The organism is Enterobacter cloacae complex sp. HYC042_NIDB, from assembly GCF_056673315.1.
Window position 1 is genome coordinate 2,777,977 of the sequence record NZ_CP109650.1, and the last position, 20,954, is coordinate 2,798,930.

Consider the following 20,954-nt stretch of genomic DNA (forward strand, 5'->3'; position numbering starts at 1 on the left):
GCTTTTTGTTATTCGTCACCTTTCTTATGATTCAATCCATACTCACGTAGCTTATTCGCAATCGCGGTATGCGAGACGCCAAGCCGTTTTGCCAGTTTGCGGGTGCTGGGGTAGCTGCGGTACAGCTGCGTCAGCACGGAGCGCTCGAAGCGGCTGGTGATATCATCCAGCGAGCCTTCCATCGCTTCTTCGCCTACCGATACCGTCCCGGCGTCGTAATCCGGCAACAGAATGTCCTGAGGGCGCAGTTCATACCCTTCCAGCTGGGTCAGCGCGCGATAAACGGCGTTTTTAAGCTGACGAATGTTGCCCGGCCAGCCGTAGCGCATTAACACCGTGCCGAGATCTGCAGACAGTTTCGGACGTGGAACGCCCTGCTCGTCGGCAAAGCGGGCCACAAACAGCTCCGTGAGCGGCATGATGTCCTGCGGACAATCGCGCAGCGGTGGAATGTTCAGCGTCAGGACGTTGAGGCGGTAATAGAGATCTTCGCGGAAAATCCCCTTTTGCACCAGTTCCACCAGGTTTTTCTGGGTGGCGCAAATGACGCGCACGTCCACATGCACTTCGTGATCCTCACCGACGCGGCGAAAGGTGCCGTCGTTCAGGAAACGCAGCAGTTTAGCCTGCATACGCGGCGACATTTCGCCGATCTCGTCCAGCAGCACGGAGCCGCCGTTGGCCTGCTCGAAGAACCCTTTCTTGCCTTCCGGCGCGTGTCCAAACAGCTCGCTTTCGACGGCATCTTCTGGAATTGAAGCGCAGTTAAGCGCCAGATACGGTTTTGCCGCACGCGGGCTTGCCAGGTGCACGGCGTGCGCCAGCAGATCTTTCCCGGTACCGGTATCGCCGGTAATCAGCAGCGGCGCGGTCAGGCTGGCAAGCTTGCGCGCCTGGTCAACCACGTGGCGCATCTTCGGGCTGACGGCAATAATCTGGCTGAATGCGCCAACGTCCTGGCTGGAGAGGTTTTGCAGCTGGCGCCCCATGCGTAGCGTCGAGCGCAGCATGATCACCGCCCCGGTCAATACGCGACTATTTCCTTCTCCTTTCAGATAGACCGGTGTGATCTCCATCAGGAAATTCTGCCCGTTAATCACCACATGCTCGCTGTGCGTATTCTGCGGGTTGCTGTCCAGCCAGCGCTGAAAGTTAAAACCGGGGATCAGCTGCGCGGCGTGGTGGCTGCTGAGCTTCTCCTGGCTCTGCGCGAAAAGCTGGCAGCTCGCGTGGTTAACGCGCTCGACTTTACTTTTCAGATCCAAAGAGAGGAACGGTTCGGGCATCGCTTCAAGCAGCGCGCTCAGGGCGAGGTGCTCACGTTCGGAGGGCATCCAGGGGATGGTGCGTACATCCGTAACGCCAGCGATACGGCGTATTTCCGCCATCAGGCTGCTGAAGGTGTTAAATTCAATTTCGGCAAAATTGAGGTAAATTCGCCCGACAGGATCGATCTCAATGCCACGTAAGTCAATGCTACGTAAAACAAGAAGATCGAGTAATTCGCGGGTAAGACCGAGACGGTCTTCACAGAAGACTTCAAGACGCATGGGAAATTCACCGTTTTAAGCCAATAACGTTAAAATGATATGTCAGAACTCGGTGAACCGGAAGATGGCTGTCAACAAATATTGACAGCCAGCACGATTAGTGAACAACGCCTTAAGGAGACGGTTTTTTATTGAGCGTTTCTTTCAGCTGACCGATGAGTTCACGCCTGAAATCCCCCAGCCGCGGCTTATCGCCATCAATCCACGGCAGCGGACGGCACACCTCCATCGCTTTGATACCCAAACGCGCCGTCAGCAAGCCCGCGCCAATGCCCTGAGCTGCACGGGCTGAAAGACGCGCCGCCAGATCCTGCGACATCCAGTCCATTCCCACTTCGCGCACCAGCTCGCTCGCGCCCGCAAACGCGATATTGAGCAGGACCAGTTTGAACAGCCTGAGCCGGCTGTAGTAACCCAGCTCTATGCCGTAAAGGTTCGCGATACGGTTGATGAGGCGCAGGTTACGCCAGGCGATAAAGGCCATATCCACCAGCGCCAGCGGGCTGACGGCAATCATCAGCGTGGATTCCGCCGCCGAGCGGCTAATCTCACGCCGCGCCTGGGCATCCAGCACCGGCTGAACCATATGGGAATAGAGCGTAACCACCTCCCGGTCGTTCTGGGTTTCATGGATGGCGGCGTACCAGCGCTGGAGCGCCGGATGCGACTGATCGATACCGGCCTGGCTGGCCAGTTTTTCACAGAAGGCGCGGCCTTTGCCGGTGCCGTGGCTGTGGCTGTGGAGGAGATCCCGCGCTTCATCGCGCTCGTGCGCGCGCTGTCGCAAACGCCAGAGGCGGCGCCACTCGGTGGCAACCGACCCGACGCCCGCCCCCACGATGAGCGCGCCCGCGGCACATCCTCCCAGCGCAACCCAGTCCTGGGTTTGCCAGGCGTTCATCGCCCACTGCACGCCCTGCCCGACCACGCTGACGCCAAACAGCGCCAGACCGGCGGTGACCATCTTGCGCCACAGGCTGCGTTTAGGACGCAGAGCGGCTTCCACGACCGCCTCCGCCGGACCTTCCTCGACGGAGGGATCGTCCGGCAGCGCCGGGGCAAAGTTCTCCGCCTGCGCGCCGCTGAACGTCTGCGCCGTTTTAAAGGCGTCCTGACGCTCGGGCTCAAGCGTTCCGGTAAAGTCTATGCGCGGTTTTAAGGGTTCCGTCATCGCAGTTTATCTCCAATCAAAAACTCCAGCGCCGCATCCAGACGGATGTGCGGTAACGGCCGATCGACGCTCATGGTCTGAGGGCGGAAGGCTTCAAACTGGAAGCCCTGACTCTGCCAGAAGGCCTGACCCGGCAGCCGCGCGGGGACTTCGCCGGGATAGACGGTAAGCGGCTCGCCGTCACTGAGTCGATTCCCGCGTAATGCCGGTATTTTCTCGCCGTTAAGGTCAATCAGGCCGCTTTGGGTCGCCTGCACCGATGCGAGCCCAAGACAATCCATACTGATGCCTTCAAACGCGGCGTTTTGCCAGGCGTCCTGCACCAGCTGCTGCAGCAGAGAAACCATGTTGGCGTGCTGATCGACCGTAACGTGATCGGCTTTTGTGGCCGCAAACAGCAGCTTGTCGATCACCGGTGAGAACAGACGACGAAACAGCGTCCGCTGCCCGTAGTGGAAACTCTGCATCAGCTGCGTCAGCGCGAGGCGCATATCGTTAAATGCCTGCGGCCCGCTGTTGAGCGGCTGCAGGCAATCCACCAGCACAATCTGGCGGTCGAAACGTAAAAAGTGGTTTTTATAAAAACCTTTGACCACCTTTTCGCAGTAGTAATTGTAACGCTCGCGCAGCATGCCGGCATTCGTGTGTTTGTCGGCTTGTGCCAGCTTCGACTCGCCTGCGCCGTCCACATCCGGCCACGGGAAGAACTGCAGCGCGGGCGCGCCTGCTAAATCACCCGGCAAGACAAAACGGCCCGGCTGGATGAAGTGCAGCCCTTCCTGTTTGCACTGATGCAGATAGTCCGTCCAGGCTTCAGCAATGGTCGCCAGACGGTTTTCATCCGCAGGCGCCAGCGGATTAAGGCCCTCGCACAGCTGTCGCCATTTCGTTGACCACTCTGCGCGTTGCCCTTGCAACAAGCCCGTCATCTGGCGGGACCAGCTGAGGTAGTCCTGCGCCAGCATCGGCAGGTCGAGTAGCCATTCGCCGGGATAATCGACGATTTCCAGATACAGGGTTGAGGTATCCTTAAAGTGACGTATCAGCGATTCATTAGAACGAAAGCGCAGCGCAAGGCGAATTTCACTGACGCCTCGCGTTGGCGTCGGCCACGCGGGCGGATCGCCGTAAAGCTGCGCCAGCCCTTCGTCGTAGGTAAAACGCGGTATGCCAAAATCACGCTGAGGGACGCGCTTAACGCCCAGCAGACGCTCTTCGCGCACGGCGCTGAGCAACGGCAGCCGCGCGCCGGCGTGCAGATTCAGCAACTGGTTTACCATCGCGGTGATGAACGCCGTCTTACCGCTGCGGCTCAGGCCGGTGACGGCCAGACGCAGATGTCGATCAACGCCGCGGTTCACCAGTGAATTGAGTTCGTTCTTAAATCTCTTCATCGCCATCCTTCATTGCCCGGAAGCCAGGAATGTATGGCTTCAGAATACAATAAATGGGGGCAGATCGTTGATTATCAATTCTTATTTATTGCTATTGCCGTTTTCTCTCCAGTAAGATGAACGACATTGCTGTCAGTCCGGAGTGAGTAAGGTGTATGTCACCCACCATCTATGATATCGCACGGGTTGCGGGCGTATCGAAATCAACCGTTTCCCGCGTTCTGAATAAACAAACGAATATTTCCCCTGAAGCGCGAGACAAAGTGCTTAAGGCGATAGACGAATTAAATTATCAGCCCAACAAACTGGCCCGCGCCCTGACCTCTTCTGGCTTTGATGCCATTATGGTTATTTCGACCCGCTCGACCAAAACTACTGCCGGTAACCCTTTTTTCTCCGATGTTCTTCACGCCATTACGGCAAAAGCGGAAGAGGAAGGGTTTGACGTTATTTTACAAACCTCGAAAAGCAGTGAGGACGATCTCCAGAAGTGCGTGGGAAAAATAAAGCAGAAGATGATCAAAGGGATCATCATGCTGAGTTCACCCGCAAACGAATCTTTTTTCACCACGCTGGACGAATACGGTGTGCCCGTGGTGGTTATTGGAAAAGTAGAAGGAAAGTTCCAGAATATTTATTCTGTTGATACGGACAATTATCACGACAGCGCTATTCTGGTCGATTCGTTTATTAAACATGGGCGAACAAAAATTGCCTGTCTGCATGCCCCGCTCGATTATCACGTTTCTATCGATCGCCTTGCGGGTTATAAATCCAGCCTTGAGAAGCAGGGTATCGCCATAAACCCGGACTGGGTTATTGATGGCGGATATACCCATGAAAGCGCGCTCCAGGCAGCCTGCAAATTACTCTCGTCTGACAACCCGCCCAATGCCGTTTTTGCTACTGACAGTATGAAATTGTTGGGTCTTTATCGTGCTGCGGATGAGTTAAATCTGATGGTTCCCGAGCAGGTTGCAATGGCAGGCTACAGCGATCCGATGCTGTCTCTCGTTTTAACCCCTGCGCCAGGCGGGTTTGATATTCCGACGAGAAAGCTCGGCGAAGAGAGCTGCAACGTGTTGTTTAAGCGTATTGCGGGTAAACCTGCGCCGCATAAGATTTTGGTTGATACCCATTTTTCGGATGCGGCGTCCTTGCGCTAATAACCAGGGGCAATCGCCCCTGGTAAATCATGATCAGAACGCGTAGTTCACGCCGACACCCGCGTAGTGGAAGCGATCGCTCTCACCTTCGTCATGGTTTTCCCATTCGTAGGCATATTCCAGCGTCATGGATAAACCGTTGTTAAAATCATAGGCGTACAGCATACCCAGACGGTTGAAATCATGTCCTTCACGCGTCGGATCGTCCTGCCAGTCCCAGTTTGACCAGCGATCGAGTCCCAGACGGGTATATGGCGTCAATGTCGTCTGGCCTAACGAAATCGGCAGGTAGGCACGAATTTCCTGGGTAGAAAACTCGCCGTTATTACGTGAGCTGTCCATATTGAAGCCGCGCTCTAAATAATAATTTATTTTCGCAGAGAACGTTTCGTTGATGGTCCAGGTAAAACCGGTTTCGGTCTCGACGCGGCTGTCAGAATAACCGGTTTTATCGAGATCGTTGGCAAACTGATACATGGCAAACCAGCCGCCAAAGCGCCAGTCGTCGGTTAATTTAATATCCCAGTCAGGCTGAACTTTGTAGCGCTGCATATTAGCGCTACCATCTTTGGCGCCGTGTTCATCTTTAAAGTGATAACCATAATTGCGGAAGCCACCGGTCAGACCGAACGTAAAATCATCGGTGCCGATAAAGCGATAGCGCAATTCAAATTCCGGGCGATCGAAATAGGTGCCACGCGTCATGCTGCTATAATCAACCGGCCCTTCCTGATACATTGCCAGAGAGATTGTCCAGGCATCCCATGTTGCATTAAACCATACGGAGGGTTCATATAATCCATCTTTATCGTCGCTCTGACCTTCGACGTTTTCAATTTCATACATGGCACCGATATTAAACGCCCACTGCTTTGCGGATTCTGTTGCTTGCGCGCAGCTAACCCCTGCGCACAGAACGAGCGCAGCACTTCTTAGTAGAGTACTCATAAAATATTCCCTTTATAATTAACAAACAAAAAAACCGGAAATTTGCATTTCCGGCAAACACCTTTCTTATCTAATAGCCGCTTCGGTATCGGCGTCGAAGAAATGGCACTTATTCATATCGAACTGAATGCCGATAGTATCTCCGGCTACGTAGTCATTGGCCGCGCCTGCGCGGACAACCAGTTCATGTCCGCCCACGGTGGCATAAAGCATAAATTCGGCACCGGTAAGCTCAGCGACGCTGACTTTCGCCGCGATATCTTCTCCGCTGCTCTGCAGGGTAAGAATGTCTTCCGGACGGATCCCGAAGACGACCGCTTTACGCTGGTAACCTTGCGCATTCAACTCGGCCAGCTTGCCCTCAGGGATCTCCAGACGCAGCGTTTCCGTTACGAAATAGCGATCGTCGATAGCGCCACGAATGAAGTTCATTGCCGGTGAGCCGATGAACCCTGCGACAAACATATTGGCCGGCTCGTTGTATACCTGCTTCGGCGCACCCACCTGCTGAATGATACCGTCTTTCAGGATCACGATGCGGGTCGCCATCGTCATGGCTTCCGTCTGGTCGTGCGTAACATAGATCATGGTGGTGTTAAGCTTCTGGTGAAGCTTGCTGATTTCGGCACGCATCTGCACGCGAAGCTTAGCATCGAGGTTGGATAACGGCTCATCCATCAGGAAGACGCCCGCTTCGCGCACGATCGCCCTGCCCAGCGCCACGCGCTGGCGCTGACCACCTGATAAAGCGCCAGGTTTACGCTTCAGGTATTCGCGTAACCCTAAAATCTGCGCCGCCCAGTTCACGCGTTCTTCAATCACCGCGGGCGCTATTTTTTGCATTTTCATGCCAAACGCCATGTTGTCGTAGACCGTCATATGCGGATAAAGCGCATAGTTCTGGAATACCATCGCGATATCACGCGATTTGGCAGGCACGTCATTCATGCACACGCCGTCGATAATCAGTTCACCCGCGCTGATCTCCTCAAGACCGGCAATCATTCGCAGCGTCGTGGATTTACCGCAGCCCGACGGACCGACGAAAACAATAAACTCTTTGTCTTCAATTTCGAGGTTGAAATCCTTAACCACGTGGACCTGGTTATCATAGATTTTCTGAATATGTTTCAGAGAAAGTTGAGCCATAATTTATTCCTTATCAATACGCCCGGGACGCCCAGAATTCTGTCAGGCATTTCCAGGTCAGTTCCCGCGTTGAATGAAGTTGTAATCCCGCATGGTTAAGGCCAGGCCCAATCCCGACCGACAGCATTCCTGCGGCGTTGATTGCTTCAACACCCGCAGCGGCATCTTCAATGCCAATCGCCTCTTCAGGACGCACGTTCAGCCCCGCACAGGCCGCAAGGAAGATCTCCGGGTCCGGCTTTGAACGGCAAATGCGGGAAGCATCAGCGCAAAAATCGAAGGCCTGATGAATGCCCAGCGCGTGCAAAATCCCTGGGGCATTGAGCGATACGGATGCCAGCCCAATCTTGACCTTCGCGGCACGGATCTCCGCCAGCACGTCGCGGATCCCCGGCAGCAGAGAATCCTGCGTCAGTGATGCCAGAGACTGGACGTAAAGCGCATTTTTTTTCGTCGCAAGCGCCAGGCACTGCTCCTCGCTAAACATCCCCGCTTTCCCGCCGTGCTTCAGAATGCGCTGGAGGGAATCCATGCGGCTTATCCCCTTAAGCTGTTCGTTAAACACTTCGTCGAAGGTAATGCCAATTTCCTCCGCCACGGCACGCCAGGCCAGAAAGTGAAGATGCGCGGTATCGGTGATCACACCGTCCAAATCGAATACAACAGCCTTAAGCGTCATGGCTCCCCTCCGTGGTAGCGGTCCCAGATGCGGATACAGAAAAGTCCTTATAAGTGCAAACTTTTCGCTCCGATACATGCAGCGTTTTGCCCCACAGCGTCAGCGTGGCAGGCGCCGTGGTTTCAATGGTTAACACCTCGTTTTCATACGTGAAGTGCATTGCTGCGTTCCGCCACCGCAGCGGGAAAGCGAGTTTTTGCCAGTGAGCAGGCAGTTTTGGCGCGAGATGCAGTTCCCCTTCAATGATTTGCAGGCCAGCAAATCCCTGAATTGCGCCAGACCAGATCGCACCGGTTGCCGCGGCATGAATGCCCTCATCGCTGCTGTGCGGATCCTCGCCCAAATCAATGGCGATGCCATCGCGCCAGAAGGCATAGGCCCCCTGCGTGTCACCGCAGCGCGCGAGCACAATCCCGTGAATGGCCTTGCTCAGGGACGAATCATGGATCGTGCGTGGCTCATAGAACGCCAGATTGGCGGCGCATTGCCGTGGCGTAAACCGTTCTGGCAGCAGGTAGTTAAGCATCACCACATCGGCCTGCTTCAGGATCTGCATCTCGTTCACTTCCGCGCGGGAATAATCGAGCAGAATCGTCTGCTTGCCCGCTTTGGCTTTATAACGGCTCAGATCGATGGCCGGTTTTGCCATGAAGGTATCATCCTGCGGGATTACACCGTCTGCATCGGCCTCCGGTAGCCATAAGCGCGCCAGGAACTGCGCGGCATTCTCCGTAAAACGCTCATCCTCACGCCCAAACATCGCCATAAACTGGCGCGCGCAGGCAACGTTGTGCCAGGCCAGATAGTTGGTGTAAGCGTTGTTGTTCACGTGCTCGGTGTATTCGTCCGGTCCGATCACATCATGGATTTCCAGACGACCATTGACGTCCGTTGCGCGTCCCATCCAGAACAAAGCCGTTTCCATCAGCAGCGTCAGGCCTTCGTTACGCATAAAGGCGTCATCATGCGTCGCCTGCCAGTACGCAACGACGGCCCAGGCAATATCAGCCACGATGTGATGCTCAGCAAGTGCGGAAGCCACCTTCTGGCGTACCCCGGTGCGGATGTTGATTGCCGCGAACTCCGGCGTCTCTTCCTCACCGCTTGCGGCGCTTTCCCATGGGAACAACGCGCCCGGCCAGCCGTTACGACGGGCTTTTTCCCGTGCGCCAGCCAGATTAAGCCAGCGATAGCGCAGCAGGCTGCGGGCAACCTGCGGGCGGGTAAACAGATGGAAAGGCAGCAGGAAAATTTCGGTATCCCAGAAGACGTGGCCTTTATACCCCTCTCCCGTCAGCCCCTTCGCAGCGATACTGCTTCGCTCATCATGGGCAGGCGTCATCGTGGTCAGGTGCCAGACTGCATAATCCAGCGCCATCTGATCCTGTTGCTCTGCGGAAGTCACTTCCACCCGGGCATCACGCCAGACCTCTTTCCAGGCATACGCTGAGCTTTCAAGCAATGCGTCGTAGCCTCTTGCGGCAGAGACTTTGAGATCGGCCAGCGCGTTGCGCGCGAAAGACTCCTGTGACAGCGCTTTATCACTGCGATGCGTCAGCCAGACGATTTTCTCAAGCGTGACAGTGTCACCCTGCGCAATCGTCAGCGAATGGTGAACGCTGAGACGACGATTTTTGGCGGTGAAGCAGCTGTCGCTCTTCGTCGAGAGCTGACAAAACGCCGAAACAACAACCTCCGACGCCCGATCCTGCGTTTCATACACCCCCTGCATATAGTGCTGATCAAAGACTCTGACCGAGAGTTCATCCAGATGCTGTCTGCCGCTGTTCGTTTGCGTTGCGTCGATGCCGGTTTTCAGCACGGCATGCGTGGCGGCATCAAGAGGCGTGATCGCGAGCTGCATAGCCACTAATGGCAACTGGTCCAGCGACACAAAACGACGGCTCTCCAGCCGATAGCGCTTGCCGTCGGGCGAACGCCAGACAACGTTACGATGCAGTTCGCCGTTTGCAAAGGCCAGCTCGCGCTGCCACTCAAGAATTTCCCCGGCCAGGAGCGTGAAATTGACGCCGTCCAGCTCTACATCAATACCGGTGATATCCGGCAGATTGACCAGCTCGGTGGTCTCGTTGCACCCCGCGCGATGATACAGCCCAGCGAGATACATGCCTCTGGTCTGCTGGGTGTACTCTTCTTCATGCGCAGCGCGAATGCCCATGTAGCCATTGCCGCATGCCATGATGGAGGCGTATTTATTCAGGCTGTGTGGACAAAAGCCCGGATCGGTTAATACAGAGACGTTCAGCATAGTGTTACGCTTTCCCCTGTTTCTGCCGATTCATAAAGCGCGCCAACAAGCTGCTGAATTACCAGTCCCTGTTCTGCATCGGCAATCATCACGGGCTCTCCCAGCACGTGACGTACGAAGGCATCCATGCTGCGCAGATGGCGCTGATCGTCCGCCTCTTCGCGCTGGGTAAGGGTTTCTAAAACACCGGCTTCGTCGTTGTAGATGTGCGCCGGGAACAGCGTTGCACCCGCCTTTTCACCGCAGAAAGCGACGTTCATGATCGACTGCTCGCGAATGTTAAGCGCAAAGGAGGTGTCCAGACGCAAAATGCCGCCGTTGCAGAATTCAATCGTGCCAAACAGCGCATCTTCCACGGTAAATTGCGCAGGATCCCACTCGCCAAACTGACCGGTGCTTTTACGGTTTCCCAGCCTCTGGAAGCTGTGCGCAGTCACCCGTTTGACCGCCGGGAAACCCAGGACATACATTGCGGCGTCGAGCATATGAATGCCGATATCAATCAGCGGTCCACCGCCCTGTAGCGATTTGTTGGTAAAAACGCCCCACCCCGGCACACCGCAGCGACGCAGCGCCTGCGCTGAGGTAAAGTAAATTTCACCAAGCGTTCCGTTCATTACCGCATCGCGCAGGAGTTGGGTATCCAGGGCAAAGCGATGGTGAAAATCATAGGCCAGGACTTTTCCTGCCTTGCGCGCCGCGATGCGCATCTCATCAGCCTGCTGCGGCGTCATCGCCGGGGGCTTTTCGCACATCACATGGCAACCCGCCTCGAGCGACGCCATCACGTGTTCAAAATGGAACCGGTTGGGCGAACAGACGCTCACCACATCCGGTTTTACTGCCTGCAACATCTCGTGAGCGTCCTGCCATGCCGATGGAATAGCATAACGTTCCGCGAACGCCTGTGCCTGCTCAAGGCGGCTGTCCATGACAGCCACCATTTGAACATCACTGCGCGTGGCGTAATACGAGGCATGCACTTTGTCCGCGACCTGCCCGGCGCCAATAACGGCGACGCGCAGAGGCGAAGGTGTAGAAGCACTCATCACGCTCGTCATCCTTAGCATTCACGCAAATAAGTGAGAGAGTCCTGATAAGCCTTAGCCGGATCCTCGGCGCGAACACGGCATTCATACACCACGTATCCCTGATAGTTATCGGCACGCAGCTGATCGAACAGGCTGGCGAAATCGAGGCTGCCGCTGCCCGGCTGATAGCGATGGTTATCTGCAATGTGAACATGACCCAGCAGATCGCGGTTCTGATGCAGCGCGTCCGTCAGCGAGTCTTCTTCAATGTTCATGTGATAGAAATCACCGATGATCTGCACGTGCTTCAGGCCGTTCTCTTCGATATAACGACGCGCGTCTGCCAGGGTGTTGATCATATGATCCTGGTAGCGGTTCAGCGGCTCCAGGTAGACGGTGGTGCCGGTGCGCGCGGCCACCTCATCCAGCCAGCGCAGCGAGGCGCTTACGGCTTTGCGGTCACCGTCCAGGCTGCGTGGAGAGGTCATTGGCGGCAGACGGAAGGTAAACATGCCCCAGGCCGCAGGCACGATAATGCCCTTTCCGCCAACTTCCGCCAGCGCTTCCAGAATGCGTTCGATCTGCTGTAATCCGTTCAGACGGCGTTCTTCGATGAAATCACCGATCCAGCCATCGTACCCGCCACATGCTGTCGTCACCGGCAGGCCCGTGGCTTTGACAGCGGCTTTCACTTCGTCGAGATTTTCCACCAGCAGACGGCCGTCAATTTCGTAGCCATCAAAACCCATCGCTTTGATGTACTCGAATTTTTCCATGATGTTGGTCGGGAAAAAGGCCTGGTTTTGTGTTGCGATCTTCATGATTTGCTGTCCTTAGCTTAAAAAGTGACGCCCATTTTGATACTGAGTTCCGGATGCTGATCGACATACTTCATATAGCTTTCCGGGCTGGTGGTGAAGGTGACGACCGGGTCGATCAGATCTTCACAGTTCAGATAACCGTTCATCAGCAATTCCCAGCAGGTCTCTTCGATACGCTTGCGGCTCCAGCGCGGATAGTCCGGGTTCGGTTCACTGCAGGCGCGGGAGAAGACAATCTTCGCGTTGTTAAAGTGCGCTTCGCGGCCCAGGTTGAAGCCTGCCGCAAACGGTTTGGCGAAGGCCACGTAGGAGATGGTGCCGCCGTAGGCGAGCCCGCGCAGCGCGGACTGCAATGCATCTGCAAAGCCGCTGGTTTCTATGATCACGTCCGCGCCCTGCTTGCCGGTCAGCTTTTTAATTTCCAGACCGACATCGGTACCGATTGGATTCAGGCAGTGGTCCGCGCCGTGACGGCGAGCGATCTCACAGCGGTGTTCAATCGGATCAACGCCGATAACCACTGACGCACCGGCTTTTTTCGCCAGCTGAATCGCAATCTGTCCGATGGCTCCCAGACCGACCACGACAACAAAGTCACCCACACGGACGTTGGCATCTCGCACGCCGCTCATGGCGAACTGCGCCGGATCGTAGCAAACGGCATTCTTCCAGGACGCGCCCTGCGGCATTTTACGCAGCTTATAGTTGTTCACCGCGTTAACGATGACCGTCTCCTGCAGCGGGCCGTAGCAGCAGACGCTGTCGCCGATCTGGTATTCCGTTACGTCTGCACCGCATTCAATAATGTCGCCAACGATCATGTTGCCCAGCTGGAACTTACCGAATTCGATACCGCGCGCAGCGCCCTCTTCACGCGGCGTGAACATCTGCCACTCTGCGTTGAACTCTTCATCAATAAACGGGCTTGCCGCGCGGAAATCCACGACTTCCGTTCCGTGCTTCGGTGCGCCAAAGCGGGCGCGAATTTTCACTTCATGTGCTTCCACAGCACGGTCTTCATACTCCACCAGCGCCGCCACGCGTGGCGCTGTCGCAACTAACTTCTTCATAACTTGCTCCTGATAAAAAATTGGCCGCCTTAGCCCTTGACGCCACCGGCGGTCAAACCACTTTTAATAAAACGTTCAGAGAGTGCGTACATGATGACCACCGGAAGCGCCGTCACCAGCGATGCCGCCATCATGCGACCCCAGATATAATCTGGCGTACTAAAGAGCGTGTTCAGTCCGACCGGCAGGGTAAAGTTGCTGGCGCTGGACAGGAAAATGGAGGCAAACAGGTAGTCGTTCCATGCCACCATGAAGCAGTAAACAAACACCGACACGAGACCGGAAATGGCCAGCGGCACGGTAATGCGGAAGATGATTTGCAGGCGGTTCAGACCATCCATCATCGCGGCCTCTTCTATTTCGTCCGGAATGGTGTCGAAATAGCTGCGCAGCATGAATACCGCCGTAGGCAACGTCTGGGTCACCATGGTGATGATCAGCGCCAGTTCAGTGTCGTAAATGCCGAGCGCGGTGATGATTTTGAACAGCGGCACCACCAGCAAAATCCCGGAGAACATATAGACGGTGTAGAAACTCGCGTTGATCGTCGCGCGTCCTTTAAAACGCAGCTTGGACAAGGCGTAAGCGCCCAGCGTGCCGAGAAACACCGCAATTACCGATGACGTCAGCGACACCACCATGCTGTTGCGGAAATAATCCACGAACGGGAAAATTAGCGGGTTAAAGATGTCAACGTAATGCTGAAGCGTCCACGCCTGCGGCAGAATAGTCGGATTCAGCGATATGGCCTCTTTCGCGCTCTTGAATGACGTCATCAGCATCACGAAGAACGGGAACAGCGTGATAATCAGAAATACCGTCAGCCCCAGATAGAAACCAATACGGCCCAGTATGCGTTTATTTGTTGCCATTGAGGTTTACCCTTTTTCTGGTCAGCAGAATGACGGCGAAGATGATCACAAACAGCACAACAGAAATGGCGGCTGCTTTGCCCAGATCGTTGAATGCAAAGGCAGTTTTATAGAGATACACGCCCAGAATATCGACCTTCGTGGTCAGCAGATAAACATCCGCAAACATGTAGAACATCCAGATGGTTCGCAGCGTCACCACCGTTGCCAGTACAGGCATGATGGCGGGCAACGTGACGATACGGAAACGCTGCCAGGCGTTGGCTCCGTCCATCTCTGCCGCTTCATACAGCGATTTATCAATGGTCTGCAAAATTGCCAGGAATGAGATAAAGGCATACGGGAAGTAGCGCCAGATGGCGAACAGCACCACCAGCACGAAGCTGCTGCCAGGGTTGTCGAACCAGAGCGGCGCCTGGTCATACAGATGCAGCAGATCGACGCCCAGATAGTTCACAATGCCGTAGCCGTTGTTGAACATGTATTTCCAGGCAAATACCAGGGAAATAGAGGGTGTCACGTAGGATAAAATCACCAGCGAACGCGCCGTCTTCCGGAGACGAAACTCACGGTTAAAGAAGATGGCGACGGCAAGCCCCAGCCCGGTGCTGCCGAGCACGACCAGCGCCGTATACCAGAACGTCATCCACAGCGAGTGCCAGAACGCAGCATCCCCCAGAATGCGGATGTAGTTATCCAGGCCAACAAACACCGCATCAATACGCGGGTTAAGCGGCAGGCGTAAGAAACTGATTTCAATATTGGAAATCATTGGCCAGGCCACCAGGCCCCCCAGCAAAATCAGGCTGGGGGCCAACAGCAGCATGGCGAAAGGCATATCTGAACGACCAGAAAACAACGTCTTCATAATTTCCTTCCGCAGAGCGCTCCTATCGTTGTGAAATCAGGTCTGTCAGTCGCGTCTGGCTCTTGCTAAGCGTTGCGCTGAGATCTTGTTTACCCACGGTGACGTTATGCACCATGGAGCTGATAATGCCGGACCCTGTCACATCGCCCATGCGCGTGAAGTTTTTGTCGCCGACAGCACCAAACACCTGTACGTTCGGGAATTGGGCGATCAGTTCATAAGGCAGTTGCCCAAACGCTTTAATCACCTCGTTGTTTTTCCAGGTATCCGTTCCTACGACCAGCGTGTTCACCGGCAGCGCCGCGCCCGGCGACATCATGACCCAGTCGGTTGCGTTTTGAGCCTGCTCCATCCACGTCACAAACTTTTCAGCCGCTTGCGTTTCTTCTTCGGTTTGTCCGCTGGTGATCGTCAACGAGGTGACCATGCCATAAACGGCAGAGGACTTTTCTGTCGGGACAACGAAGCCAAGGTTGGCAGGGTTACCATCCTGGAATACCGCCGGCAGGATGTAGGTGGAATAGACGGCCATCGGTGCAGAACCGTTCATGAAGGCATCTTTGATCTCCATGACGTCGTTCGAGCCCGGCATGGTGGTCGCGGCCAGCGCTTTATAGAACTCAAGCGCTTTTGCCATTTCAGGGGTGTCAATTTCAACGTTTCCGTTGGCATCAAAAACGTTCGCGCCGCCGGAAAGTGCAAACTGGGAGAACGCCTGCTCGGTCATGACGCTTTCCGCGGTGGGCAGCGCAATACCGTAATGTTTGTTGGCCGGGTCGTTAAGCTTCTGGCTGGCTTTCAGCAGCTGTTCCCAGTTATGCGGTTCCTGAATACCCGCAGCGGCAAGCACATCTTTGTGATACCAGATGCCGGACAGCCAGGCGCTCATCGGCACCCCTGTCCAGGCTGTGCCGTCTTCAGTACGCACAACGCGCAGGATCCCGTCATAGAAGGTCTTTTCGCCTACCGCTTCAATGGCTTCACCGATAGCCTTGCGATCCAGCAGTTGTTCCTTATCCATGACTTTCGCGTAATCATGGCTGACTTCAATCACTTCAGGCAGCGCGCCCGTTCTGGCGAGCGTAATCACTTTGGTGTTGTAGGCATCTTCTTCCACCGGCACCTGCTTCACCGTAATGCCGGGGTTTTCTTTCTCGAATTTTTCGATCAGTTTCGTAATAACCGCCTGGCGCTCCTGCTCTACTGACGAGTGCATGAACTCAATGGTCACAGCAGACGCTTTATCATCTTTACAGCCTGATAACAGGGCGCACGAAACCAGTGCTGATAACAGCACAATTTTGGGCATTTTCATTTTAGGGTCCTTTTTAGTTTTCTTTAATCCACATAACCTGCCATGGATTGAGGGTCAGCTCTTTACCGCTAACAGCTTGTCCTGATAGTAATTCCATACCAGTAAGCGTGTCCCCATAAACGGTATGAACGTTATTACTAAAATTAAACAGGGCTGTAATTCTCTCACCGTTTTCAGCCACGCGAACAATTTTAAGAATTTGTTCATCCAGTGATTCAAAAAATGCCTGGGCATCAGGGTGAAACGCACTTTCCCCACGACGAATCGCAATAAACTCGCTTAAACGGGAATAAATTTTATGACGAATGCTATTTTTATTATTAAGTTCGAGATCAACCTGACCGGCGGTATATTTCTTGCGGTTTATTGCGCGGTTATAGCCGAGGCGCTCGACCCCTTCATAATCGTTACGGGAGCCAAGAATACTTTGAATATACACGGCAGGTACACCTGGGAAACTTAACAGCACCGCATGCGCCAGAATAAAGCGCGCAATGCGTTCATCATCTGAACTGTTTTGCGCGCTTAACGCGTCAAGATAGGTCACATTAATTTCGTAAGGACTGCGCGTACCGTCAGGATTATTTTTCCAGTTGACCAGCGCCCCTTCCTGCTGAAGTTTCTCAACCAGTGCGAGGATTTCTGATTCCGGCAGAATGCCGCGCAGTGGGTTCAGACCGATACCGTCATGAGACGCCAGGAAATTGAACCAGGTCGTTTTTGTTGAAGGCAGCGCCAGCGATCCCGCCCACTGACAGAGAGCGTTAACATCCTGACGGTGCACTGCATGCAGCACCAGCGGCGGCAAGGAGAACTGGTAGACCATCTGAGCTTCATTTTCACCGTCACCGAAATAAGAGATATTGTCCTTATGCGGAACGTTCGTCTCAGTAATGATCACGGTACCCGGCGCCACGGCCTCGGTAATAGCACGGAAAAGCTGGATAAGGCAGTGAGTCTGTTCCAGATGGATGCAGCTTGTTCCAGGGATCTTCCACATAAATCCGACGGCGTCCAGACGGATATAACGCGCCCCTTCCGCCAGGTAATGGAGCAGCACGTCAACCATCGCAATCAGCACCTGAGGCGAGGCGAAGTTGAGATCGATCTGGTCATCGCTGAAGGTGGTCCAAAGATGACGCACGCTGCCATCATGCAGCGTAAACGGCGTCAGCAACGGTAATGCGCGAGGACGCGTCACCGCAGATAAATCAGTTTCAGGATCGACTGCAATAAAGAAATCTTCGTAGCCAGGTTTCTGCGCAAGATAATTAGCAAACCATTCACTTTTTGCTGACATATGGTTGCAGACGAAATCAAACATTAAGCTGGCAGACTGTTTTAAATCAGCAACGTCTTGCCAGGTCCCGGTTTCAGGCGCAACGTTGTGGTAATCAATAACGGAAAATCCGTCATCAGAGGACCACGGATAAAAAGGTAAAAGGTGGACATGGGAAAACGTGCGAGCAAGCCACTCATTATAAAAGCGGGTAAATACCGGCAACGCTTTCTCCCCTTTCGCGGAGAACTGATCGGCGTAGGTGATCAGAACGACATCTTTTTCATCCCAGCCTGATTTACGCTTTTCTGTAATATCAACAGCAGCTTGTTCAAGCTTTGTTAATAACACTTTAAAATGTGCTTCAGAAAATGATTCACCGTAAATATGATTGATAAGTTTTTTAATTTTTGCGTTCACATTATTTTCCATGGTAGCGGTCCCACGAAGGGCAATCTACTCCCCTGAAAAATATCTGTCAACGAACCGGGAGGCTGAAAAACGCAATTACAAAGCAGCTCTGTGCAGTAATGTGAGCTGCCGCAAAGAAAGTGAGGGAAAGGGATGAAATGTCGTTAGCCCTTCCGGGGAGAGAAAGGGCTAACGCGAGCGTGAATTATCGGGATAAGTAGCGGCGTGACAGCCGCTTTGCCGCTTTTTGCAACAGAGGTTCAAGCGCCACGGCCAGCAATATTCTGACCGGCTTGCGGGCAACAGATTTGATCGCCCAGCCCGCCACACCTGCCGGGCCGTAACGTAACGCCGTCATCAGAACCAGTTTACCTGCGATTTTCAGGCCGGGTTTTACCTTCTGACCGGCCTGTTGCCAGTTTTTCTTCATGTATATTCTCTCTTAAAGCTGACGAAAACGACTTCTCAGCGTAAAGGTATCGGATGTGACATAGCGTTCCATTTCACGTAACCGCTTCTCCCCTTCAGCCAGCCGATCGTCAACCGCATTGAGAAGATCGTTACTGGTAGGCGCGCCTTCCGCAGCCAGTTCGCCTTCCGGCATCGGGTCAAGTACAAACGACAGCACGATGTAGGCGACGAAAGTGATAAACGCCAGGCCGAAAAATATCGACAGCACCGTGACCACACGAACCAGCTTTACCGGAACGTCGAGATAATGGGCCAGCCCGGCGCAAACGCCGCGCACCATGCCCTGCTGTGGAATTCGCCACAATTTTTTGTTCAGATTCAGTCCTGACATTAACGGTCCCTCCAGTTAGGATGTTCTGCATCCAGGATTGCTTCCAGCGCCTGAATGCGATCGCGCATCTTGTTAGCCTGGTCGGTAAGCTGCGCAAGACGTTGTTGTTCACTCTGGGATAAATCGTTCCCTGAAGAACGGTTGCTGTAGTGCAGCCATAGCCAAATCGGCAAAACAAACAGCACGAAAATCGTCAGGGGAATGGCCAGGAAAAGCGCGCTCATGTGTACTCCTTGTCGTCGGATGCTTAGCGGCACGCTCAGGTGCCGCAACATTATTATTGGTTATCTTGCTTCATTTTGGCTTTCAATGCCGCCAGCTGCTCGCTGATTTCATCGTCCGCTTTCAGATCGGCAAACTGTTGATCCAGCGACTTTTGCTTACCGATGCCGTGGCTCTCTGCTTCCGCTTCCATCTGGTCGATACGACGCTCGAATGACTCAAAACGCGCCATGGCCTCATCCAGCTTGCCACTGTCCAGCTGACGACGCACGTCGCGGGAAGAGCTTGCCGCCTGATGACGCAGGGTCAGCGCCTGCTGACGCGCGCGGGTTTCGCTCAGTTTATTTTCGAGCTCACCAATCTCTTTTTTCATGCGGGTGAGCGTGTCTTCCACCAGCGTGACTTCATGCTCCAGCGTAGCGATCATGTCCGCCAGCTTCTGCTTTTCAATTAACGCTGCGCGAGCAAGATCTTCTTTATCTTTGCGCAGGGCGAGTTCCGCCTTTTCCTGCCATTCATTGAGCTGAGCGGTGGCCTGCTCAATACGGCGCGTTAACTGTTTTTTCTCAGCCAGCGCACGGGCGGAGGTAGAACGCACTTCAACCAGCGTGTCTTCCATCTCCTGAATCATCAGGCGCACCAGCTTCTGCGGATCTTCTGCTTTCTCCAGCAGTGAGTTGATGTTGGCGTTCACGATGTCGGCAAAACGAGAAAAAATACCCATAATCAAATCCTCATAGTTCTGTTATCGGGCTATGCCCTGCCGTACTGACAATACAATTCCCGTGCCAGTTTTTTATCTTATTGATTTTACACGGCGTGATTGATTTTTATTCAGCACAGAACTATGCTGACCTGGTGAATATCGCTAAGGAGTGGTTAATTTCATCATGGCTCAATACAAAGATAACTTACTCGGCGAAGCCAACAGCTTTCTTGAGGTACTGGAACAGGTTTCTCGCCTTGCGCCGCTCAACAAACCGGTACTCATTATCGGCGAGCGCGGCACGGGTAAGGAACTGATTGCTAACCGTCTGCACTATTTATCCGGACGCTGGGACGGCCCCTTCATTTCTCTAAACTGTGCGGCGCTGAATGAAAACCTGCTCGATACCGAGCTGTTCGGCCACGAGGCGGGCGCGTTTACCGGCGCTCAGAAGCGCCATCCGGGACGTTTTGAGCGCGCCGACGGCGGCACCCTGTTCCTTGATGAACTCGCCACCGCGCCGATGCTGGTGCAGGAAAAGCTGCTACGCGTGATTGAGTATGGTGAACTGGAGCGCGTCGGCGGCAGCCAGCCGCTGCAGGTTAACGTGCGCCTGGTCTGCGCCACCAACGCCAATCTGCCGGATATGGTCGCGGAGGAGAAATTCCGTGCCGATCTGCTTGACCGCCTGGCCTTTGACGTCGTTCAGCTTCCGCCCCTGCGCGACAGGAGAAGCGACATCATGCTGCTTGCTCAACAATTTGCGATTCAGATGTGCCGCGAGCTCGGTCTCCCTCTTTTCCCCGGCTTCAGCGATCATGCGCGGGAGACGCTTCTGGCCTACCGCTGGCCGGGAAATATCCGCGAACTGAAGAACGTTGTGGAGCGTTCTGTTTACCGCCACGGCAGCAGCGAGACGGAGCTGGACAATATCATTATCGATCCTTTTCAGCGCAATGCGCCGCCGGTTTCCTCCCCGTCATCGTCAGGCGATACTCCCGCGCTGCCCCTTGATTTGCGCCAGTTCCAGCACGAGCAGGAGCAACAGCTGCTGGAGCAAAGCCTGAAGGCGGCGAAATATAACCAGAAACGCGCGGCCGAACTCCTGGGCCTGACCTACCATCAGTTACGGGCATTGCTTAAAAAACATCAAATGCGCTGACAATATCGGCACTTACCCGCAGACATTTTTACGAAGCAGGCGTAAGTGCGATACACTTTGCAGATCGAA

General features: G+C 54.4%; 20 protein-coding genes. 2 read left to right on the forward strand and 18 right to left on the reverse strand.

Going from position 1 to position 20,954, the window contains the following annotated elements; genetic code table 11:
• Positions 1 to 8 precede the first annotated feature (8 nt).
• The 3 genes from tyrR to OKF39_RS13385 form a co-directional block, all read right to left on the reverse strand.
• On the reverse strand, positions 9 to 1,550 hold the full coding sequence (gene tyrR, locus OKF39_RS13375) for a transcriptional regulator TyrR (protein ID WP_028013361.1): 1,542 nt from the start codon (positions 1,548 to 1,550) through the stop codon (positions 9 to 11).
• 112 nt (positions 1,551 to 1,662) lie between these two features.
• The gene (locus OKF39_RS13380; protein WP_479983036.1) at positions 1,663 to 2,721 is read right to left on the reverse strand and encodes a TIGR01620 family protein; all 1,059 of its coding nucleotides are present in this window, start codon (positions 2,719 to 2,721) and stop codon (positions 1,663 to 1,665) included.
• Entirely contained in the window at positions 2,718 to 4,115 is a 1,398-nt protein-coding gene (locus OKF39_RS13385) for a YcjX family GTP-binding protein (RefSeq protein WP_320700786.1), read from the reverse strand. Before OKF39_RS13385 ends, OKF39_RS13380 begins: the two co-directional genes overlap by 4 nt.
• Positions 4,116 to 4,270: 155 nt before the next feature.
• Between OKF39_RS13385 and OKF39_RS13390 the strand changes: the two genes are divergently transcribed.
• The gene (locus OKF39_RS13390) at positions 4,271 to 5,281 is read left to right on the forward strand and encodes a LacI family DNA-binding transcriptional regulator (protein WP_479983037.1); all 1,011 of its coding nucleotides are present in this window, start codon (positions 4,271 to 4,273) and stop codon (positions 5,279 to 5,281) included.
• Between the two features lie 33 nt (positions 5,282 to 5,314).
• On the opposite strand, the gene OKF39_RS13395 is transcribed toward OKF39_RS13390, so the two are convergent.
• The 15 genes from OKF39_RS13395 to pspA form a co-directional block, all read right to left on the reverse strand.
• Positions 5,315 to 6,229 carry an OmpG family monomeric porin gene (locus OKF39_RS13395; RefSeq protein ID WP_479983038.1) on the reverse strand — a complete coding sequence of 305 codons (915 nt, stop codon included), beginning with the start codon at positions 6,227 to 6,229 and terminating at the stop codon, positions 5,315 to 5,317.
• A gap of 66 nt (positions 6,230 to 6,295) precedes the next feature.
• Positions 6,296 to 7,378, reverse strand: a complete 1,083-nt coding sequence (locus OKF39_RS13400; RefSeq protein ID WP_479983039.1) for an ABC transporter ATP-binding protein — start codon at positions 7,376 to 7,378, stop codon at positions 6,296 to 6,298.
• 13 nt (positions 7,379 to 7,391) lie between these two features.
• Positions 7,392 to 8,057, reverse strand: coding sequence for a beta-phosphoglucomutase (gene pgmB, locus OKF39_RS13405; protein ID WP_248095792.1), 666 nt, complete (start codon positions 8,055 to 8,057; stop codon positions 7,392 to 7,394).
• On the reverse strand, positions 8,047 to 10,326 hold the full coding sequence (locus tag OKF39_RS13410) for a glycoside hydrolase family 65 protein (RefSeq protein WP_479983040.1): 2,280 nt from the start codon (positions 10,324 to 10,326) through the stop codon (positions 8,047 to 8,049). Before OKF39_RS13410 ends, pgmB begins: the two co-directional genes overlap by 11 nt.
• Entirely contained in the window at positions 10,320 to 11,378 is a 1,059-nt protein-coding gene (ycjS, locus tag OKF39_RS13415) for a D-glucoside 3-dehydrogenase (RefSeq protein WP_479983041.1), read from the reverse strand. The genes OKF39_RS13410 and ycjS overlap by 7 nt, the downstream gene beginning before the upstream one ends.
• An 11-nt stretch (positions 11,379 to 11,389) precedes the next feature.
• Complete coding sequence (gene ycjR, locus OKF39_RS13420) at positions 11,390 to 12,178, reverse strand: 3-dehydro-D-guloside 4-epimerase (protein ID WP_063942372.1); 789 nt, start codon at positions 12,176 to 12,178, stop codon at positions 11,390 to 11,392.
• Positions 12,179 to 12,195: 17 nt separating this feature from the next.
• Positions 12,196 to 13,248 (reverse strand): D-guloside 3-dehydrogenase, encoded by a 1,053-nt coding sequence (gene ycjQ, locus OKF39_RS13425; RefSeq protein ID WP_041909681.1) that lies wholly within the window; start codon positions 13,246 to 13,248, stop codon positions 12,196 to 12,198.
• Positions 13,249 to 13,277: 29 nt separating this feature from the next.
• Complete coding sequence (locus OKF39_RS13430) at positions 13,278 to 14,120, reverse strand: carbohydrate ABC transporter permease (protein WP_049001105.1); 843 nt, start codon at positions 14,118 to 14,120, stop codon at positions 13,278 to 13,280.
• Entirely contained in the window at positions 14,107 to 14,988 is an 882-nt protein-coding gene (locus tag OKF39_RS13435) for a carbohydrate ABC transporter permease (RefSeq protein ID WP_028013373.1), read from the reverse strand. Before OKF39_RS13435 ends, OKF39_RS13430 begins: the two co-directional genes overlap by 14 nt.
• A gap of 22 nt (positions 14,989 to 15,010) precedes the next feature.
• On the reverse strand, positions 15,011 to 16,303 hold the full coding sequence (locus OKF39_RS13440) for an ABC transporter substrate-binding protein (RefSeq protein ID WP_150144020.1): 1,293 nt from the start codon (positions 16,301 to 16,303) through the stop codon (positions 15,011 to 15,013).
• Between the two features lie 13 nt (positions 16,304 to 16,316).
• Positions 16,317 to 18,014: a sugar phosphorylase gene (locus OKF39_RS13445; protein WP_028013375.1), complete on the reverse strand. Its 1,698-nt coding sequence runs from the start codon at positions 18,012 to 18,014 to the stop codon at positions 16,317 to 16,319.
• Positions 18,015 to 18,198: 184 nt separating this feature from the next.
• A complete protein-coding gene (pspD, locus tag OKF39_RS13450; protein ID WP_479983042.1) occupies positions 18,199 to 18,423 on the reverse strand; it encodes a phage shock protein PspD in 225 nt (74 codons plus the stop codon).
• Positions 18,424 to 18,435: 12 nt separating this feature from the next.
• Entirely contained in the window at positions 18,436 to 18,795 is a 360-nt protein-coding gene (gene pspC / locus OKF39_RS13455; RefSeq protein WP_028013377.1) for an envelope stress response membrane protein PspC, read from the reverse strand.
• Positions 18,795 to 19,019 (reverse strand): envelope stress response membrane protein PspB, encoded by a 225-nt coding sequence (gene pspB, locus OKF39_RS13460; RefSeq protein ID WP_028013378.1) that lies wholly within the window; start codon positions 19,017 to 19,019, stop codon positions 18,795 to 18,797. The genes pspC and pspB overlap by 1 nt, the downstream gene beginning before the upstream one ends.
• Positions 19,020 to 19,072: 53 nt before the next feature.
• Positions 19,073 to 19,741: a phage shock protein PspA gene (pspA, locus tag OKF39_RS13465; RefSeq protein WP_028013379.1), complete on the reverse strand. Its 669-nt coding sequence runs from the start codon at positions 19,739 to 19,741 to the stop codon at positions 19,073 to 19,075.
• 151 nt (positions 19,742 to 19,892) lie between these two features.
• Here pspA and pspF point away from each other — a divergent pair, with 151 nt between their 5' ends.
• The gene (pspF, locus tag OKF39_RS13470) at positions 19,893 to 20,885 is read left to right on the forward strand and encodes a phage shock protein operon transcriptional activator (protein WP_162269366.1); all 993 of its coding nucleotides are present in this window, start codon (positions 19,893 to 19,895) and stop codon (positions 20,883 to 20,885) included.
• Positions 20,886 to 20,954: the final 69 nt, after the last annotated feature.

What these genes read in the sequence shown, in the direction of transcription:
- OKF39_RS13410 (WP_479983040.1), bottom strand. Translation starts at nt 10,326, where the DNA reads ATGCTGAACGTCTCTGTATTAACCGATCCGGGCTTTTGTCCACACAGC.
- ycjQ (WP_041909681.1), bottom strand. Translation starts at nt 13,248, where the DNA reads ATGAAGAAGTTAGTTGCGACAGCGCCACGCGTGGCGGCGCTGGTGGAG.
- OKF39_RS13440 (WP_150144020.1), bottom strand. Translation starts at nt 16,303, where the DNA reads ATGAAAATGCCCAAAATTGTGCTGTTATCAGCACTGGTTTCGTGCGCC.
- OKF39_RS13445 (WP_028013375.1), bottom strand. Translation starts at nt 18,014, where the DNA reads ATGGAAAATAATGTGAACGCAAAAATTAAAAAACTTATCAATCATATT.
- pspB (WP_028013378.1), bottom strand. Translation starts at nt 19,019, where the DNA reads ATGAGCGCGCTTTTCCTGGCCATTCCCCTGACGATTTTCGTGCTGTTT.
- OKF39_RS13400 (WP_479983039.1), bottom strand. Translation starts at nt 7,378, where the DNA reads ATGGCTCAACTTTCTCTGAAACATATTCAGAAAATCTATGATAACCAG.
- OKF39_RS13395 (WP_479983038.1), bottom strand. Translation starts at nt 6,229, where the DNA reads ATGAGTACTCTACTAAGAAGTGCTGCGCTCGTTCTGTGCGCAGGGGTT.
- pgmB (WP_248095792.1), bottom strand. Translation starts at nt 8,057, where the DNA reads ATGACGCTTAAGGCTGTTGTATTCGATTTGGACGGTGTGATCACCGAT.
- ycjR (WP_063942372.1), bottom strand. Translation starts at nt 12,178, where the DNA reads ATGAAGATCGCAACACAAAACCAGGCCTTTTTCCCGACCAACATCATG.
- OKF39_RS13430 (WP_049001105.1), bottom strand. Translation starts at nt 14,120, where the DNA reads ATGGCAACAAATAAACGCATACTGGGCCGTATTGGTTTCTATCTGGGG.
- OKF39_RS13390 (WP_479983037.1), top strand. Translation starts at nt 4,271, where the DNA reads ATGTCACCCACCATCTATGATATCGCACGGGTTGCGGGCGTATCGAAA.
- pspC (WP_028013377.1), bottom strand. Translation starts at nt 18,795, where the DNA reads ATGTCAGGACTGAATCTGAACAAAAAATTGTGGCGAATTCCACAGCAG.
- pspA (WP_028013379.1), bottom strand. Translation starts at nt 19,741, where the DNA reads ATGGGTATTTTTTCTCGTTTTGCCGACATCGTGAACGCCAACATCAAC.
- OKF39_RS13435 (WP_028013373.1), bottom strand. Translation starts at nt 14,988, where the DNA reads ATGAAGACGTTGTTTTCTGGTCGTTCAGATATGCCTTTCGCCATGCTG.
- OKF39_RS13385 (WP_320700786.1), bottom strand. Translation starts at nt 4,115, where the DNA reads ATGAAGAGATTTAAGAACGAACTCAATTCACTGGTGAACCGCGGCGTT.
- pspD (WP_479983042.1), bottom strand. Translation starts at nt 18,423, where the DNA reads ATGAAGAAAAACTGGCAACAGGCCGGTCAGAAGGTAAAACCCGGCCTG.
- OKF39_RS13380 (WP_479983036.1), bottom strand. Translation starts at nt 2,721, where the DNA reads ATGACGGAACCCTTAAAACCGCGCATAGACTTTACCGGAACGCTTGAG.
- tyrR (WP_028013361.1), bottom strand. Translation starts at nt 1,550, where the DNA reads ATGCGTCTTGAAGTCTTCTGTGAAGACCGTCTCGGTCTTACCCGCGAA.